Raw genomic sequence first — 16,688 nt, 5'->3', positions numbered from 1 at the left:
CGACCCGAGCGGTCACGACCTGGTGAGGACCACCGACATGACGAGCACCGTTCCTGCTTCCCGCGCGGCCCGCCCGGCCGCGACCGCGTCCGGGGCCCCGGGCGCCCCGGCACTCGCCGAGTACCGTCTCGGCGGCGGCGAGGTGCGCGCACTCCGGCAGGCGGCCGCCGCGCTCGCGGACACCCGGGTGCGGCCGGACCGCGCCGAGTTCTACGACCTGGACCACTCACCCGAGGAGCTGCTGCCCGCCGGGCTGCGCGCCTTCCTGCAGTCCTTCCGGCGCACCGAGGGCAGCGCCGCGGCCCTGGTGCACGGCTTCCCCGTGGACGACGCCCTCCTCGGGCCCACCCCCGGGCACTGGAGCGAGGCGATCCGCGGGGAGACCGCCCGGGAGCAGGAGCTGTGGCTGGCGATGTGCGGGATGGTGCTGGGCGACCCGTTCGGCTGGGCGACGCTCCAGGAGGGCCGGATCATCCAGAACATCCTGCCCGTCCGCGGCGACGAGGAGCGGCAGAGCGGGTACGGCAGCACCAGCCTGCTGGAGTTCCACACCGAGGACGGCTTCCACCCGAACCGCTGCGACTACCTGCTGCTGCTCGGGCTGCGCAACCCCGACCTGGTGCCCACCATCGTGGCCTCGGTGGGCGAGGTGCGGCTGAGCGAGGCGGACCGCTCGGTCCTGGCGGAGCCCCGGTTCCGCATCCGCCCCGACACCGAGCACATCCGGCAGCTCGAGGAGTCGGACCCCGGGCACCCGGCGCTCGCGCGGCTGCGCGAGATGGCCGAGCGGCCGGTGCCGACGGCGGTGCTGTTCGGCGACCGGTTCAACCCCTACCTGCGCATCGACCGCCCCTTCATGGACGTACGCCCCGGCGACACCGGGGCCGAGGCGGCACTCGACCGCCTGACGGCGGAGCTCCACCGGGTGCAGCGGGACGTCGCGGTGGGCCCCGGCTCGCTGCTGGTCGTGGACAACTACCGGGCGGTACACGGCCGGAGGCCGTTCGTCCCCCGCTACGACGGCGGCGACCGCTGGCTGAAGAAGCTCACCGTCAGCCGCAACCTGCGGCGCGACCAGACCGGTTACGCGCTCGGGCACCAGCGGGTCGTCGTCTGACCGGTGCGGCCCGGGGCCGCACCGCCCCGTCCCGCGGACCGCTCCCGGCGGGTCCGCCTCCCCGTGGCACAACCAGACCTCCCCGTGGCACAAGCCAGTCCTCTCCGTGGCACAAGCCAGTCCTCTCCGTGGCACAACCAGAAAGGCAGCACCCATGCGCACCGTCATCGTGTCCGGCGCGTCCAGCGGCATCGGCCAGGCCACCGCGGAGCGGTTCGCCCGCGCCGGCGACCACGTGGTGAACCTCGACGTCGCCCCGCCCTCCCCCGGCGCCCCCGACGGCCCCCGCGAGGGGGGCGGGGCGGTCCACTGGAGGGAGGTGGACGTGGCCGACTGGGACGCCGTGCGCGAGGAGGTCGACCGGGTGCACGCCGCACGCGGGCGCCTGGACGTGGTCGTCGCCAACGCGGGCATCAGCATCCGGCACGGCATCTGCGAGCTGACCGAGGCGGAGGCGCGGCGCACCCTGGACGTCAACCTGATGGGCGTGCTGGCCCTGTGGCGCCACAGCGTGCCGCACATGCTGCGCCGGGGCGAGGGCGTGCTGCTGGCGACCGCCTCCGTCAACGGCTCCCGCGGATACCCGCTCTACGCCGACTACAACGCCAGCAAGGCCGGTGTCGCCTCGCTCTGCCAGACCTTCGCCGTGGAGCTGAGCCCGCTGATCCGCACCGCGTGCGTCGCCCCCGGCGCCGTGCTCACGCCCATGCAGCGCGCCGAGTACACCGAGGCGATGCTCCAGGAGGTCAACGAGCGCATCCCGGCGCGGCGGCACGCCCTGCCGGAGGAGATCGCCGCAATGTTCCACTTCCTGGCCTCGCCGGAGGCCGCGTTCGTCTCCGGCCAGCAGTTCACCGTCGACGGCGCCGAGACCGCCGGGGCGACCACGGCCTTCTTCCCCGGCCCGCTGAAGCCCCTGGGCTGAGCCCGTGCGCGGTGCCCGCGCCCCGCCCGGGCACCGCGGCCCCCCGTATCCGCCCTCCGACCCGAGGAACCCCCATGGACACCCGCCCCGCCCTCGCCCCGGGCCCGCTCGACGCCCTGGACCTCGCGGACCCGCTGCTGCACGCCGACCACGACCTGGGGCCGCTGTGGCGGCGGCTGCGCAGCGAGTCGCCGGTGCACTGGCAGCCGGAGACCGCCGACCGCCCGGGCTTCTGGGTCGTCAGCGGCCACGCCGACATCGTCTCGGTGCTCAACGACAGCGAGACCTTCACCTCGGAGCGGGGGAACGTGCTCGACACCCTGCTCGCCGGGGGCGACTCCGCCGCCGGGCAGATGCTGGCGGTCACCGACGGGCGCCCCCACAAGGCGCTCCGCAGCGCGCTGCTGAAGCCGTTCTCCCCGCGCTCCCTGGACGTGGTGGTCCGCAGCGTGCGGCGCGGGACCCGGCAGCTGGTCGAGGAGGCCGTGGAGCGCGGCCGGGTGGACTTCGCCGCCGACGTGGCCGCCCACATCCCGCTGGCGGCCATCTGCGACCTGCTGGGTGTGCCCGCCGGTGAGCGGCAGCACATCATCGACCTCACCTCCACGGCGCTGTCCTCCGCCGACGGGGCGCCCACCGAGGAGGCCACCTGGTCCTCCCGCAACGGCCTGCTGCTGTACTTCTCCGAGCTGGCGGCGCAGCGGCGCGCCAAGCCCTACGACGACGTCGTCAGCCTGCTGGTGACCAAGGAGATCGACGGGCGCCCGCTGACGCACGAGGAGATCGTCTTCAACTGCTACAGCATCATCATGGGCGGCCATGAGACGACCCGCTTCGCCATGATCGGCGGGCTCCATGCGCTGATGCACCGCGAGGACCAGTGGCAGGCCCTGGTCTCCGGCCGGGTGGGCACCGCCCCGGCCGTGGAGGAGGTGCTCCGCTGGACCAGCCCGGCCCTGCACAGCGGCCGGACCGCGACGCAGGACGTGCTGGTGGACGACCAGTTCGTCGAGGAGGGGGACATCGTGGTGGCGTGGCTGGCGTCGGGCAACCGCGACGAGCGCGTCTTCACCGACCCGGACCGGTTCGACCTGGCCCGCACCCCCAACAAGCACCTGTCCTTCGCACACGGGCCGCACTTCTGCCTGGGGGCGTTCCTGGCGCGTGCGGAGCTGGGCGCGCTGCTGGAGAGCCTGCGGGAGCTGGTGGGCTCGGCGCGTCCGGACGGGGAGCCGCGGCATGTGTACTCGAACTTCCTGAGCGGCTTCTCCTCGCTGCCGGTGGCCCTCACCCCGGCCCGCTGACCCTTCTCCCCGGCGGGCCCGGGCGCCGGGCCCGCCGGGGAGGCGCTCAGAGGCCGATCCCGGCCAGGGCGAGCCCCTCGCGGACGGCGCGGACGGTCTCCCGCGGGTGCGTCCGGGGATAGGAGTGGCCGCCGGGCACCAGCGCGGTGCGGTGGACCGCGGTGGTGCAGGAGGACCAGGCGGCCACCGCCCGGGGCGGGCTGACCTCGTCGTCCCGCCCGGCGAGGGCGAGCAGGGGGCAGCCGACGGGCAGCGGCTCCGGTACGTGGTACCGCTCCGCCATGGCCATGTCCGCGCGGACGGCGCGCAGGATCTCGCGGAGGAAGTCGGGGTGGTCCTGCAGCTCCCTAGGCAGGCCGCCGGTCCGCAGCAGCCAGCCGGCGAGCTCTTCGTCGCTGCTCCCGGCGACCGCGGCCCGGCCCAGCGGCACCTGGGGGGCGCGCGACCCGGAGACGAACAGGGCCGCGGGGGACGGCAGTCCGTCCCGCTCGGTCCTGAGCGCGAGTTCGTAGGCGAGCAGGGCGCCGAAGCTGTGGCCGAACAGCGCGTAGGGGGAGTCGAGTTCGCCGCGGAGCCCGTCGAGGAGCGCGTCGAGCAGCGGCCCGAACTCGCCCATCACCGGCTCGGCCATCCGCGATCCCCTGCCGGGGAGTTCCACGGGGGCCAGCTCCACTCCCTCCGGGAGGTGGGGCCGCCATCCGGTGAAGGCGGTCGCGCCGCCCCCGGACTGGGGCAGGCAGATCAGCCGGAGCCGCGGGTTTCCCGCGGTGAAGCGGGCGTTGACCCAGCTCGCTCCCCGGGCGTGGGCGTCGGTGGCACTCATGCCCCCAAGCCTCGCCCATCCGGGCCGGGGCGGGCCAGGCAGCCCGGCGGCATCGTGGGCCCGACCCGGCCGCGGGAGGAGCCGAGTTGCCGTGAGCTTGCCGGGCCGGTTGCCTGGGAAGCCCGTGGGCGCCGCCCTAGGTTCGGCGCATGACTCAGACTCCTGCCGCCGTCGGCGCCGAGGCCGTCTCCCCCGTGGTGTGCGGAATGGTCCGGCTGATCGCCCCGCGCAAGCTCGACGCGGTCGAGCCCGGCCACCGCCTCATCGGGGACCTCGGCTTCCACTCCCTCGTCCTCGCCGAGCTCGGCTACAACCTGGAGGACCTCTACGGGCTGCGGACGCTGACCCCCGAGGAGGCCATGAAGCTGGAGCGCGTCAGCGACGTGATCGCCTTCGTCGCGGAGGAGATCGCCGCGGGGCGCGCGCAGCCCGCCGAGGAGGACGAGGTGTCCTCGATGTTCGCGCGCTACGGCGCCGAGGCCCCGGCGGCATGACGGGCACCGCGGCGGACCGCCCCTCGTACGCCCTCGCCGCCGAGCTGGACCGGCTCCTCGGCGACCCGGCCGACCCGGACGGCCCGTTCGGCTTCGCCCGGACGGTCGCCCACGAGGAGGCGGGCGAACTGCCGCCGGGCGCGGTGGACCTGGTGCGCTCCTGGGGCTTCGCGCGCTATCTGGTGCCCGAGGCCTTCGGCGGCGGTCTGCGCAACCTGGAGCAGCTGGTCCTGCTCACCCGGCCGCTGGCGCGGCGCAACCTGACGGTGTCGGTGATGTTCGGATCGGCGCTGCTGGGCGTCAACCCGGTGTGGCTGTGGGGGGACGAGGAGCAGCGGGCCCGGGTCGCCGAGGGGATGCTGGGCGGCGCGCTGGCCTGCTTCGCCGTCTCGGAACCGGACCACGGCAGCGACCTGGGCACCAACACGACCCGGGCGGTCGCGGACGGGGAGGGCTACCGGCTCACGGGCGAGAAGTGGCCGGTGGGCAACGCGACCCGGGGCCGCTTCGTGACCGTCTACGCGGCCGTCGAGAACGCGGGGTCCTCGCTGCTGCTGCTCGACAAGGAGCAGGCGGATCCGGCCGAGTTCGAGAACCACCCCTTCGTGCGCACCGTGGGCCTGCGCGGCCACGACCTGAGCGGCATCGTCCTGAAGGGCACCCGGGTGCCGGCGGATGCGCTGCTGGGCCGCCCGGGTGCCGGGCTCACCGCCGTCCTGACGGTGCTCCAGATCACCCGGACCGCGATCGGCGCCCTCTCCCTGGGCACCATGGACTCGGTGCTGCGGATCGCCCTGCGCCACGCCCGCGAACGGGTGCTGTACGGCGAGGAGATCTACCGGATCCCGGTGATCCGCCGGCATCTGGTCCGCGCCCATCTGGACCTGCTGGTCGCCGAGTGCACCACCCTCCCGGTCGCCCGGTCGCTGTCGCTGGTGCCGTCCCGGCTGAGCCTGTGGTCCTCGGTGGTGAAGTACCTGGTGCCCACGCTCGGCGAGGAGGTCGTGCAGGAGTGCGGCCGGGTGCTGGGAGCCCGGGGCTATCTGCGCGAGGGCGTGGCCGGGGGCGCGTTCCAGAAGCTGCAGCGCGACCACGCCATCGCGAGCATCTTCGAGGGCACCACGCATGTGAACCTGCACGCCATCGCCTCCCAGCTGCCCGCCGTGGCGCGCGTGGCCGACCGGCCGCAGCCGGGCGGGGAGGAGGTGCTGCGGCGGCTCTTCGACCGCTCGGAGGAGGCGCCCGTGTGGGAGCCGTCCGGCCGGGCGCTGCGGCTGACCAACGCGGCGGAGGACGAGATCACCCGGGGCTTCGAGCCCGCGGCGGCCCGCGCCCGGGAGATCGCCGCCCGGGACCTGCCGTCCGGGGTGGGCGGCGCGCTGGCGAAGGTGCTGGACGAACTCGGCTCCCGCCGGGCGGCGTTCTACACCCGTCTCGCGGCGCAGGCGCCGGACGCCGCCACGACCGAGGCGCAGGACACCGCGGTCGAGCACTGCCTCCACCACGCCGCGGCCTCCTGCCTCTACACCTGGCTCCACGGCGGCGGAGCGGAGCGGGCCACCGTCCGCGGCGCGGGCTGGCTGGTGCTGGTGCTGCAGCGCCTGCTCCAGCGGCTGGACCCGACGGCGGAGCTGGACGAGAGCCTGCTGCCGTGGCTGGAGGAGCTGATGTTCGCCCGTCTCGACGGGCCGGAGCACTTCTCGCTGGACGCCGTGCTGGCGGCGGCGCGGGACTGAGCGGCCGGGCGGGGCCGTCCCCCCGGGGGAGGGGCGGGTCCGGGCGGGGCGGCGGTGCCGGCGGCCCGCGGCCCGTCCTCGGCCCCCCGCTCCCCGGGGACGGCCCCGGGGGGTCAGCGTCCCGCGGGCACCGGCCGCTCGCGGGTGATCCTCGCCGCCCCGCGGCTCTGGACCGGCACCCGGTCGGCCCGGAGTTCCGGTGCGGGGCGGGTGGTCTGCGCCACCACGTGCCGGACGAGGGCGTGGACGCGGTAGGTGTAGTGGCGTTCGCGGTGGGTCTGCACCAGGGAGGCGTCGGCCAGCTCGGCGAGCAGGTGGGCGACCCGCATCATCCCCAGGCGCCGGGCGGGCCGCGCGGTGAGCACCTGCTCCAGGGAGAAGCCGTCGGGCAGGGCGACCAGTTCGTGCAGCAGCTCGCGGTGCTGGTCGGGCAGAAGGTCGTAGCTCCAGCGCACGCTCTCGGAGAGGGTGCGGTGGGCGCTGAGACCGCCGGTGTCGGCCTGGTCGAGGAGGTGGAAGAGGGTCTGCTCGTCGAGCAGCGAGCTGAGCGGCAGGGACCGCAGGCGCTGGGCGGCGATCTCTATGGCCAGCGGCACTCCGTCGAGCAGCCGGCACAACCGGTGCACCTGGGGCAGGTGGTGGGCGAGGTCCAGCAGCGGCAGCCCGGCCTGGACGCGCCGCAGCAGCAGTTCCACCGCTCCCGGCACGGCGGCGTCCCGGGCGTCCTGCCCGTCGTGGCCCTCCACGGGCAGGGGTTCGACCTCCCAGGTCTCGGCCGACCCGGAGGCCAGGGCCCGGCGCGAGGTGACGATGAGGTGCAGCCCGGGGTGGGCGTCCAGCAGCCGGCGGGCCAGCCGGGCGGTCTGCTGCACGACGTGCTCGGCCCCGTCGAGCACCACCAGTCGGCGTCCCGTGGACCCGCTGTCGCCGGAGGCGGTGGCCGGCTCGCCCACGAGCTCCCGTGCGACGCGCGTCAACTCGGCGCGTGTGCGGACCGGGTCGAGGTGTTCGGGCGGGCAGTCGCGCAGCTCGGCGACGGCGACGCCCTCGCGGAACAGCGGCCGCAGACGGGCGGCCGCGGCGAGCGCGAGGCGGGTCTTCCCCACGCCGCCGGAGCCCGTGAGGATGACCAGCCGGCTGCGCTGGGCGGCGGCGAGGACATGGCGCATGTCCGCCTGGCGGCCCACCAGGGGGTCGCGCTGGGGACGGGGCCCCTGCCAGGGCGAGAGGGTCGACGCGCGTTGCGGCGCGTGCGCCGGCTCCGGTTGCCGGTCCGGCAGCGCGGGCCAGCAGGAGCCGTCCCGGCCCGGGGCCTCGGAGGGCGCGGCGGGTGCCGCGCCGAGCGCGGACAGCAGCAGGGCCACGGACGTGCGCCGCGGATTGGTGTTGGAGCCCGTCTCCAGGTTGCGGATGGTCCGGACGCTGACCCCTGAGCGTTCGGAGAGTTCCTCCTGCGTCCAGCCGGAGACCCTGCGCTGATTCAGCAGGAAGTCGCGCAGCTGGTGGATGTCCGTTCTGTCGAAGGGTACGAACTCGCTCGACATCACCATTGGACACATCCCCCTTGTCAGAATTCACAGCAGGTGCCACGTCCGCGCACCCCACCGGACCCCCGAAAGAACGGAATGCCGTGTTCCTGGGGAATCCGCACCGCACGGACGCGCTCGGCGGCCCCTCGCTCGTGGCGGGCCGCCGTGAATCGGTTGTGGCGGTCGTTCCTGGGCGACCGGCAATTCCGCCGCTCGACACGCTCGTTCCCCCACGGCGTACCCCGTGGCGGAGAATGGCTGGTATCCACTGTCCTCGTGGCCGCAGGGCGCGTCCCGGCCCGCTCGCGCCGCAGCGCACGGCAGGCTGCTCCGACGCGCTCCGGCCGCTGGCGACCCGGCCGAGCAGGTCCGCAAGGGTCCCACGATGACATGGCTTGAAATATTCGATTAATGGCTCGTTCTACATGACGACTTCCCCCGGAATACGCCCGACGTGGCCTGAAGCGGACCCTACTCGACAAGTTGCTCGATGGGGAGACGAGAAGATGGCAGGTAGGGGCCGCATGACCGCTTGATGCCAGCTCCAGCGAATACGGAGAGAGCCGGACATGTCAGCATGAGGCGGGGGGAACGGCGGGAAGCGCGAGAAGCGTGAGCAGAATTCCCGGACCCACCACCCAACGGCCCGTGAATACCCCCTCGCCCGCGGACGAACGGAAGGGAACCGGAGCCGGCGGGCGGGCGGTGAACACCCCTGCGGGCAACAGCTCCACGGTGAAGTCGGCGAAGCCGAAGCGCCGCCCGAGCCAGGGGGAGAACGCCTTGTAGGCGGCCTCCTTCGCCGAGACCGCGAGGCGCCGGGCGACAGCCTCGTCCCCCGGCGGGAAGACCTCCGCGAGCCGTGCGCGCTCGGCCGCGCGCAGCGCCCGGCGGGCCACCACCGGAGCCAGCGGCTCCACCGGCTCCGCGTCCACGCCGAGCGAGGCGTACGCGGCCGACCGCGCCACCGCCGCCGCCCGGTAGCCCCGGCAGTGGGTCATGCTGCCGACCACCCCGGCGGGCCACTCCGGGGCCCCCATCGGCCCCGGGACCAGCGGCACCGGGGCCGCCCCCAGCTCGGCGAGGGCCCGCCGGGCGCACCCGCGGACCGTGGTGAACTCCCGCCTCCGCTCCGCCACCGCCCCCGCCACGCAGGCCAGTTCGTCCGGATGCAGCTCCGCGGCACCGTCCGGGCCCGCGTCCCCCGTCGCCTCCGCCGTGTGCACCCCGGGGGGCGCGAGATCGGCCATCACCGCGCGAACTCCTTTCACGGCGCGCCGGTTTGACTCCGGCGCCGGCTGCGTACGGAGGCTTCCCGTGCGCCTGCGGCGGCAGGGGCCCCCATGTGAAGATGGTGCGCAGGAGACGAGGGGCGGCGGGGAACCCGGGGGCGTGCTCGATGCTGGAACGGCTAGGACTCGACGGCCTGACCGCGGCAGTCTACAAACGCCTGATGAGCGGCCGGTACCACAGCGCCGAGGGCCTGGCGGACCATCTGGGGCACCCCGTCGACGAGGTGCTCTCGGCGCTGGGACGCCTGGAGAAGCTGGATCTGCTCCACCCCGTCGGCGAGGGCGTCGGCCGGCTCGTCGACCCCCGGCTCGGCCTCCAGTCGCTGCTCTTCCGGCAGATGGCCGGAATCGAGTCCCGGCTCCGCGAGTTCGAGGAGGACCGGGCCGCCGTGCTCGCACTCGTCGACCGCTATGCCGACCGCTTCGCCGAGGTGCACCGGTCGCCCGGGGCCGACGGCGGCAGCGAGTGCCTCTCGGGCCGTGAGGCGGTCGCCGGGCGGCTGCGCGACCTCGCCGAGGCCGTCGGCAGCGAGTGGCTGGCCTTCCTCCCCGGAGGTGCCCCGGGGGAATGGCTGGAGACCGCCCAGGCACTGGAACGCCAGGTCCGCGGCCGGGGGGTGGCCACCCGCACCGTCTCCACGGACAGCGTCCGCAGCGACACCCGCGGCCTGCACGGCGACGGCTGGAGCGGCGGGCTGGGCTGCCCCGTCCGCACGGTGCCCTCGCTGCCCGTCCCCATGGTCATCGCCGACCGCGCCTGCGCGCTGCTCCCCGCCGACCCGGCCGACCCCTGGCGGGGTGTCGTCCAGCTGACGGCCCCGGGGGCCCTGGAAGCCCTTGTCGCGCTGTTCGAAGGGGTCTGGGAGCAGGGCGTCCCGCTCGGCACCCCGACCCAGCCGGACGAGCACGGACTGAGTCCGCGGGAGAAGGAACTGCTGCGGCTGCTGGCCCGGGGGCTCAACGACGACGTCATCGGGCGCCGGCTCGGCGTCTCCCTGCGCACCGTCCGCAGGATCGTGGCCGACCTGTGCGTACGGCTGCGCGCCGCGAGCCGCTTCGAGGCCGGCTACCAGGCCGCCAAGCGCGGCTGGATCTGAGCCCGGCCGGAGGCGGCCCGGGGCGCTCCGCACCCGGCGGCAACTTGCCCCCGTGAGTTGCCGGTGCGGTGCCTGGCACCGGCCGCGACGGATCGACCAGCATGCTCGCGAGGTCGGCCGTACAGGCGACGGCCCGGATGACGGCCCGGGTCCGGTGGGATCCGATCGCGAAAGGACGGGGGGCGGACGGCGATGGCTCAGCCACGTCCCGACCAGACGGAACCCGAGGAGACGGGGGCCCCCGCGGAGGCCACCGGGCACCTGTCGGACCACAGCGGCGAACCCCCGGACGAGAAGGACCCGCGAGGCGCGGCCCGGGGCGCGAGCGCCGCCCCGGGCGAGACGCCCCCCGGCGGCGGCTCCACCACCGGGGAGGGCACCGCGGAGGGCGCCGGGGGCGCGGAGGGCGCCGGGGCCGGCGGGGGCGGCGGCGGCGCGGAGGCGGCCGGGGACAGGCCCCCCTCCCTGTGGCGGAACCTCGACTACCTGTACTGGTGGACCGGGAACGGCCTGTCCACGCTGGGCACCAGCGTGTCCATGATCGCCTTCCCGCTGCTGATGCTGTGGGCCACCGGCTCCGCCGCCCAGGCGGGCACCATCACCGGTCTGCAGATGCTCGGCAAACTGGCCACCCTCGCCGTCGGCGGGGCGCTCGCCGACCGGGTCTCGCGCCGCGCCATCCTGTGCCTGTCCTCGCTGGCCGAGGCGCTGGCCATGGGCGCCGTGGCCCTGCTGGTCTACCGGGGCGACCCCTCCATCCCGGCGCTCGACGCGCTCGCCCTGGCCAGCGGCCTCGCCGCCGGTCTCAAGAACAGCGTGGCGGCGCCCGTGCTGCGCCGGGTGGTCCCCAAGGAGCAGGTGCCCGACGCCACCGCGCAGATGATGGGCCGCGACATGGTGGTCCAGCTGCTCGGGGCACCGCTCGGCGGCCTGCTCTACACCGTCGGCCGCTGGGTCCCCTTCCTCTTCGACGCCCTCTCCTTCCTCTTCATCACGGTCAGTTCGCTGCTGATCCGCCGTCCGCTGGGACCCGATCGCGCCCCCGGCGGGGAGCAGCGGCCCGGCCTCGTCGCGGAGATGCGGGACGGCGTGCGGATGATCCGCCGCAGCGAGTACCTGGTGTTCACGCTCGTCTGGGGCGCGGTGCTGAACACCGTGGCCCAGGGGCTCACCCTGCTGTTCATCGTGCTGATCCACCACCGCGGGGGCGGGCCGAACGCGGTCGGCCTCGCCTCCTCGCTCGCCGTCGTCGGCGGCGTGGTGGGCGCGGTGGCGGCCCCCAACCTGATCCGCTCGCTGGGCGCGCGCCGGGTGCTGACGCTCGCCGCCTGGACCTTCGCCGGGTCCTTCGCCCTGGTGGCCCTGGTCCCCCAGCCGTGGCAGATCGGCCTGGTGATGCTGCTCGGCATGACCTGCATGGTGCCGATCAACGTCGTCACCGAGTCCTACGAGGTCCGGCTGGTGCCCGACGCCTATGTGGGACGGGTCGCGGCGACCAGCAGGTTCTGCTTCCAGGCCGTGCAGTGGATCGGACCGCTGGCGGCCGGCGTGCTCGCCGACGCGATGGGCGCGCCCTCGGCGACGCTGCTGCTGGCCGGGCTGATGGTGCTGCTGGCGCTCGCCCTGCCGTTCGGCCGCCGCCACCTCGCCGTCCTCGACATCCCGCTCGCCGAGGTGGAGGAGCTGCCCGCGCCGACCGCGGGCGGCCCCGCCCCGATCCGCCCGGACGCCCCCGGCGGGCAGCCGCCCGCCGGGCCCCCCGCCGGGGACGCGTCCGCCGACGACGTGCTCACCGGCCCCGCGAAGGGCTCCCCCTGACCCGTGCGGGCGGAGGGCGGACCGCCGCACCGAGGCGACGGCCGCCGACCGACGACCGACGACCGCCGACCGCCGACCGACGACCGACGACCGACGACCGCACCGGACCACCACCCCGAGGACCCGAGGACACCCATGGAAGATCTCGTTCAGCCCGTCTCCCTGGTCCGCGTCGCCGAGCGCCTGCGCAGCGGCGACACGGAGCCGCTCGCCGAGGCGGAGCGCACGCTCCGGCGCATCGCCGAGGCCGACGGCACGGTACGGGCCTTCGTGCCCGAGCCGGACCGGGCCGGACGGCTGCGCGCGGCGGCCCGGGAACTCGCGGCGCGGGGCACCGCGCCCGGCGACCGGCCCGCGCTGTACGGGGTGCCGGTCGGGGTGAAGGACATCGTGCACGTCGACGGTCTGCCCACGGCCGCCGGCTCGGCGCTGCCGCCGGAGGAACTGGCCGGTCCGCAGGCGGCGGTGGTGGACCGGCTGGTCGGGGCGGGCGCGCTGATCGCGGGCAAGACGGCCACCGGCGAGTTCGCCGTCACCGCCCCCGCCCCCACCCGCAACCCGCACCATCCCGACCACACGCCGGGCGGAACCAGCAGCGGCACGGCGGCCGCCGTGGCGGCGGGCATGGTCCCGCTCGCTATCGGGACCCAGACGATCGGCTCGCTGATCCGCCCCGCCGCCTACTGCGGTGTGGTCGGCTTCAAGCCCAGCCACGGGCGGATCCCGCTGGACGGTGTGCTCCCGGTGGCGCCCACCTTCGACACGGTCGGCGTGGCCGCCGCCACCGTCGCCGACGCCGCGCTCGCCGCCGAGGTGCTCTGCGACGGCTTCGACCCGTCGAAGGCCCCCGCGGGCCGCCCGGTGCTCGGCGTCCCCGAGGGCCCCTACCTGGACTTCGCGGAACCCGGGGCCCGCGCCGCCTACGACCGGCAGCTGGCCGCGCTGGCCGCCGCGGGCTACGAGATCGTGCGCGTGCCCCTCTTCGAGAAGCTGGAGGAGGAGGCCTTCCCCCTCTTCGTGATCAACCTCTACGAACTCTCCCGGGCGCACGCCGAACGGTTCGGGCGCTTCGGGGAGCTCTACGACGAGCGCACCGCGCAGGCGATCGTCCAGGGCCAGGGCGCCTCCGAGGAGGACCACCGGGCGTGCCTGGAGCAGCGCGAGCACTTCCGCGGGGCGATCGCCGAGGCGGCCCGCGCCCACGGGGTGGACCTCTGGGCGGCCCCGGCGGCGACCGGCCCCGCCCCCGGGGACCTCGGCAACCCGGGCGAGTCGGTGATGTCGCTGCCGTGGAGCGGGGCGGGGCTGCCCTGCCTGACCCTCCCCCAGGCCCGCACCGAGGGCGAACTGCCGCTGGGGTTCCAGCTGGTGGGGCATCCGGGCGGAGACGAGGCGCTGCTCGCCTGGGCCGCCGAACTGGAACGGCAGGTCTCCGCGGACGCCGCCTGAGACCTGCCGCGACGCCCGGCGGGGCCCCCGGCCCCGAGCCACGCACGAGCGAACGGACACCCTATGGGCAGCAGTACAGTCGAGTTGGGCATCGTCAGCACCGGCACGGCCTTCGGCGAGCGGCGGAGTGTGGCCGGGACGGCCGCCGACTACGTCCCCGACCCCGAGGCGGTCCTCGCCCTCGGGTACACCTCGTACCACCGGGCGGCCGAGGGCACCACGGCGACCCGACTCGCCGCCGACGCCTCCCGTGAGGCCCTGGAGATGGCCGGCCTCGGCATCGGCGAGGTGGACCTGATCGTCCTCGGCAACTCCGACGTCCCCGAGTACCTGGGCTGGGACCCCTCCGCCGCCCTCGCGCGGGAGCTGGGCTCCCGGGAGACGCCGACCGTCCTGCTCGCCCAGTCCTGCGCCGCCTGGTCGGTGGCGCTCGACCACGCCGCCGGGGCGATGGCGCTCTCGCCCGAGACCGGCACGGTGCTGGTGGTCCTGGTCAACGTGGTGAGCGAGGCGCACACCAACCGGATGGAGTTCAACGGGTCGATCGCCAGCGACGGGGCGGTGGCCGCGGTGCTGCGGCGCGACCACCCCCGGCTGCGCCGCCTCTCCTCCGCCCGGACCACCAACCCCGAGTACGCGGACCTCTTCCGGATCGAGTACGGCGGCGCCGCGGCGCCCCTCCCCCCGCAGGGGAGCACGGACCTGGTCGTGGACCCGATGGCCCGGGTCTACCGGCACTTCGGGCGGGACCCCGAGCGGTTCCAGGGGTTCATGCGGGAGATCGGCGACCGTCTCGCCGCCGTCGTCGGCACCGCGCTCGCCCGCGCCGGACGCGAGCGCGGCGAACTCGCCCGCGTCATCCACCTCAACGACAGCCGCCAGGCGATCGCCAACGCCGCGGAGGCCCTCGGGGTCCCCCTCGACCGCACGAACGCCCGGCTCGCCGCCGAGCTGGGGCACATGGGCGCCGCCGACCAGCTCGTCTGCCTCTGGAAGCACATCGAGCGGGGCGAACTCGCCAAGGGCGACCTGGTGGCGCTGGTCGGTGTCGCGGCGCCCGGCATGCACTGGTTCTGCACCCTGATCGAGATCTGACGCGGCGCCCGCCGGACCGCGCCGCACAAAGCACCGGAAGGAAGCACCATGCCCGCCGAGCCCCCCGCCGCCACGGCCGCCCCCGACGTCCTGGACGGCGACATCGCCGCGTTCGTCGTCGAGCGGTTCCTCCCCGGCGTGGACGCCGGGGAACTGGACCCCGACTACGACCTGCTGGCCACCGCCGTGATCGACAGTCTCGGCATCCTGCACATCGCCGCCTGGCTGGAGCGGCGGTACGGCATCGTCCTGCCGGACGCCGACCTGGCCGGCCGCAACTTCCGCACGGTGGCGGCCATCAGGGCCGTCGCCGAACGCGCGGCGCGCGGGGAGGGCGGCGCATGAGCGGGTCCTTCGTCGAGGCGTTCGCCCGGCACGCCGCCGACCGGCCCGGGGCCGCGGCGCTCGTCTGGGAGGACCGGCCGGTCGGCTACGCCGAGCTGTACGCCCTGGCCTGCCGGGCGCGGGCGCAGGTGGAGGCCGCGGTCCCGGACGACGGCCGCCCGGTGGGCCTGCGGGTGCGCAAGTCGCCGGAGACCGTCGCCCTGGTGCTCGGCTGCCTGCTGGCGGGCCGCAGCTTCCTGCTCCCCTCGCACGAGCTGCCCGACGCCCCGTTCGGGGAACTCGTCCGGCAGGCGGGCTGCTCCGCGGTCCTCTCGACGCAGCCGGGAGAGCTGGTGGACGTCGTCGTGGACCCGCACACCGGTCCGGCCGCGCCCGCCGGGCACCCGGGCGGCGGCCCCGGGGGCCTGCCACTGCCCCGGAGGACCGCCGGGGGCGCCCCCGGCTTCCTGCTCACCACCTCGGGCTCCACCGGACTGCCCAAGATCGTCCCCCTGCCGTACGGGGCCGTGACGCGCTTCTCGGTCTGGGTGGGCGAGACCTTCCGTGTCGGCCCGGGCACCGCCGTGCTCAACTACGCCCCGCTCAACTTCGACATCAGCCTCCTGGACGTCTGGTCCACACTGGCCTGCGGCGGGACGGCGGTGCTGGTCGACCCGGAGCGCGCCACCGTGCCCCGGCACCTGCGCGAGCAGATCGTCCGCCACCGGGTCCGCGTGGTCCAGGGCGTCCCGCTGCTCTTCCGGCTGCTGCTGGAGACGGCGGCGGAGCAGGGGCCGCTGGAGGGCCCCGAGCACGTCGTCTTCGCCGGGGACGCGATGCCGGGCCGCCTCCTCGACGAGCTGCCGCGGCTGCTGCCGGGGGCGCGCTGGTACAACAACTACGGCTGCACCGAGACCAACAACAGCTTCCTCCACGAGGTGGACCGCGCCCTGCCCGTCACCGCGCCGCTGCCGATCGGCCGCCCGCTGCCGGGCGTCGAGTGGCTGATCACCGGCGGGGACGGCCGGGCGCTGCACGGCCCGGGCAGCGGGGAGCTGCTGGTCAGCACGCCGTTCCAGACGGCGGGCTACGCGAACGCCGCCTCCGGCGAACGCTTCGGCCCGCACCCGGACGGCGTCGCGGGCCGGGTCTACTACCGCACGGGGGACCTCGCCACCCGGGAGGCGGACGGCACCGTGCGCCTGGTGGGGCGGCGGGACTTCCTGGTGAAGGTCCGCGGCTTCCAGGTCAGCACGCAGAGCGTGGAGGACGTGCTGCTGGAGCACCCGGAGGTGGTGGAGGCGGCGGTCGTGGCCCTGCCGGACCCGGTCGCCGGCCACCGGCTGCACGCCCGCATCCGGCTGACCGGTCCCGGTGCGGCGGGGGTGCTGGCGCTCCGGCAGCACTGCGCGCAGCGCTCGGCGCGCGCGGCGGTGCCGGCCGTCATCGAGACCGTCCGGGAGCCGCTGCCCCGCACGTCCACGGGGAAGGTGGACCGCAACCGCATCCGGGAACAGCTGCTGGCCGCCGGGGGCTGACGGGGAGGGGCCGCGGGAGGACCGCCCGGCCGCTGCGGCCGGGGCGGTCGCCGTGCCCTGCGGCCTCGGCCGGAGGTGTCGTACTCCTGGTCCGCGCCTGACCGGCGCTGTGCCAGTCCCGGGGGCAGGCGTGGCATCCCAGCGTGC

14 protein-coding genes are annotated in these 16,688 nt (G+C 75.4%); 11 read left to right on the top strand and 3 right to left on the bottom strand.

Annotated elements, in window-relative coordinates; genetic code table 11:
- Positions 1-37 precede the first annotated feature (37 nt).
- From gntD to ACGF15_RS22000, 3 genes are all read left to right on the top strand, one after another.
- Complete coding sequence (gene gntD / locus ACGF15_RS22010; protein WP_362611996.1) at positions 38-1,117, top strand: guanitoxin biosynthesis L-enduracididine beta-hydroxylase GntD; 1,080 nt, start codon at positions 38-40, stop codon at positions 1,115-1,117.
- Between the two features lie 154 nt (positions 1,118-1,271).
- Positions 1,272-2,042 (top strand): SDR family NAD(P)-dependent oxidoreductase, encoded by a 771-nt coding sequence (locus ACGF15_RS22005; protein ID WP_392801213.1) that lies wholly within the window; start codon positions 1,272-1,274, stop codon positions 2,040-2,042.
- 74 nt (positions 2,043-2,116) lie between these two features.
- Positions 2,117-3,346, top strand: a complete 1,230-nt coding sequence (locus tag ACGF15_RS22000) for a cytochrome P450 (RefSeq protein WP_362612002.1) — start codon at positions 2,117-2,119, stop codon at positions 3,344-3,346.
- A 46-nt stretch (positions 3,347-3,392) separates the two neighbouring features.
- Here ACGF15_RS22000 and ACGF15_RS21995 read toward each other — a convergent pair whose 3' ends face one another.
- On the bottom strand, positions 3,393-4,169 hold the full coding sequence (locus ACGF15_RS21995; protein WP_392801210.1) for a thioesterase II family protein: 777 nt from the start codon (positions 4,167-4,169) through the stop codon (positions 3,393-3,395).
- 149 nt (positions 4,170-4,318) lie between these two features.
- On the opposite strand from ACGF15_RS21995, the gene ACGF15_RS21990 reads away from it, so the two are divergent.
- Entirely contained in the window at positions 4,319-4,663 is a 345-nt protein-coding gene (locus tag ACGF15_RS21990) for an acyl carrier protein (protein ID WP_345614258.1), read from the top strand.
- Positions 4,660-6,399 carry an acyl-CoA dehydrogenase family protein gene (locus ACGF15_RS21985; RefSeq protein ID WP_345614259.1) on the top strand — a complete coding sequence of 580 codons (1,740 nt, stop codon included), beginning with the start codon at positions 4,660-4,662 and terminating at the stop codon, positions 6,397-6,399. The genes ACGF15_RS21990 and ACGF15_RS21985 overlap by 4 nt, the downstream gene beginning before the upstream one ends.
- A 113-nt stretch (positions 6,400-6,512) precedes the next feature.
- On the opposite strand, the gene ACGF15_RS21980 is transcribed toward ACGF15_RS21985, so the two are convergent.
- Both ACGF15_RS21980 and ACGF15_RS21975 read right to left on the bottom strand, forming a co-directional pair.
- Positions 6,513-7,949, bottom strand: coding sequence for a helix-turn-helix domain-containing protein (locus ACGF15_RS21980; protein ID WP_392801207.1), 1,437 nt, complete (start codon positions 7,947-7,949; stop codon positions 6,513-6,515).
- 551 nt (positions 7,950-8,500) lie between these two features.
- Positions 8,501-9,178, bottom strand: coding sequence for a 4'-phosphopantetheinyl transferase (locus ACGF15_RS21975; RefSeq protein ID WP_392801204.1), 678 nt, complete (start codon positions 9,176-9,178; stop codon positions 8,501-8,503).
- Between the two features lie 203 nt (positions 9,179-9,381).
- Here ACGF15_RS21975 and ACGF15_RS21970 point away from each other — a divergent pair, with 203 nt between their 5' ends.
- The 6 genes from ACGF15_RS21970 (at position 9,382) to ACGF15_RS21945 (ending at position 16,541) form a co-directional block, all read left to right on the top strand.
- Complete coding sequence (locus ACGF15_RS21970; protein ID WP_345614262.1) at positions 9,382-10,317, top strand: LuxR C-terminal-related transcriptional regulator; 936 nt, start codon at positions 9,382-9,384, stop codon at positions 10,315-10,317.
- Between the two features lie 192 nt (positions 10,318-10,509).
- Positions 10,510-12,135 carry an MFS transporter gene (locus tag ACGF15_RS21965; RefSeq protein ID WP_392801201.1) on the top strand — a complete coding sequence of 542 codons (1,626 nt, stop codon included), beginning with the start codon at positions 10,510-10,512 and terminating at the stop codon, positions 12,133-12,135.
- Positions 12,136-12,270: 135 nt separating this feature from the next.
- Complete coding sequence (locus tag ACGF15_RS21960; protein ID WP_392801198.1) at positions 12,271-13,584, top strand: amidase; 1,314 nt, start codon at positions 12,271-12,273, stop codon at positions 13,582-13,584.
- A gap of 63 nt (positions 13,585-13,647) precedes the next feature.
- Complete coding sequence (locus ACGF15_RS21955; RefSeq protein WP_392801195.1) at positions 13,648-14,679, top strand: 3-oxoacyl-[acyl-carrier-protein] synthase III C-terminal domain-containing protein; 1,032 nt, start codon at positions 13,648-13,650, stop codon at positions 14,677-14,679.
- Positions 14,680-14,727: 48 nt separating this feature from the next.
- Entirely contained in the window at positions 14,728-15,024 is a 297-nt protein-coding gene (locus ACGF15_RS21950; protein ID WP_345614266.1) for an acyl carrier protein, read from the top strand.
- Positions 15,021-16,541 carry an AMP-binding protein gene (locus tag ACGF15_RS21945; protein ID WP_392801192.1) on the top strand — a complete coding sequence of 507 codons (1,521 nt, stop codon included), beginning with the start codon at positions 15,021-15,023 and terminating at the stop codon, positions 16,539-16,541. Before ACGF15_RS21950 ends, ACGF15_RS21945 begins: the two co-directional genes overlap by 4 nt.
- The last annotated feature ends 147 nt before the right edge of the window (positions 16,542-16,688 follow it).

The sequence above is a fragment of the Streptomyces sp. NPDC048001 genome, assembly GCF_043203115.1.
In the GTDB taxonomy this organism is placed as follows: domain Bacteria; phylum Actinomycetota; class Actinomycetes; order Streptomycetales; family Streptomycetaceae; genus Streptomyces; species Streptomyces sanyensis.
This window is presented reverse-complemented; position numbering and strand designations above follow the sequence as displayed.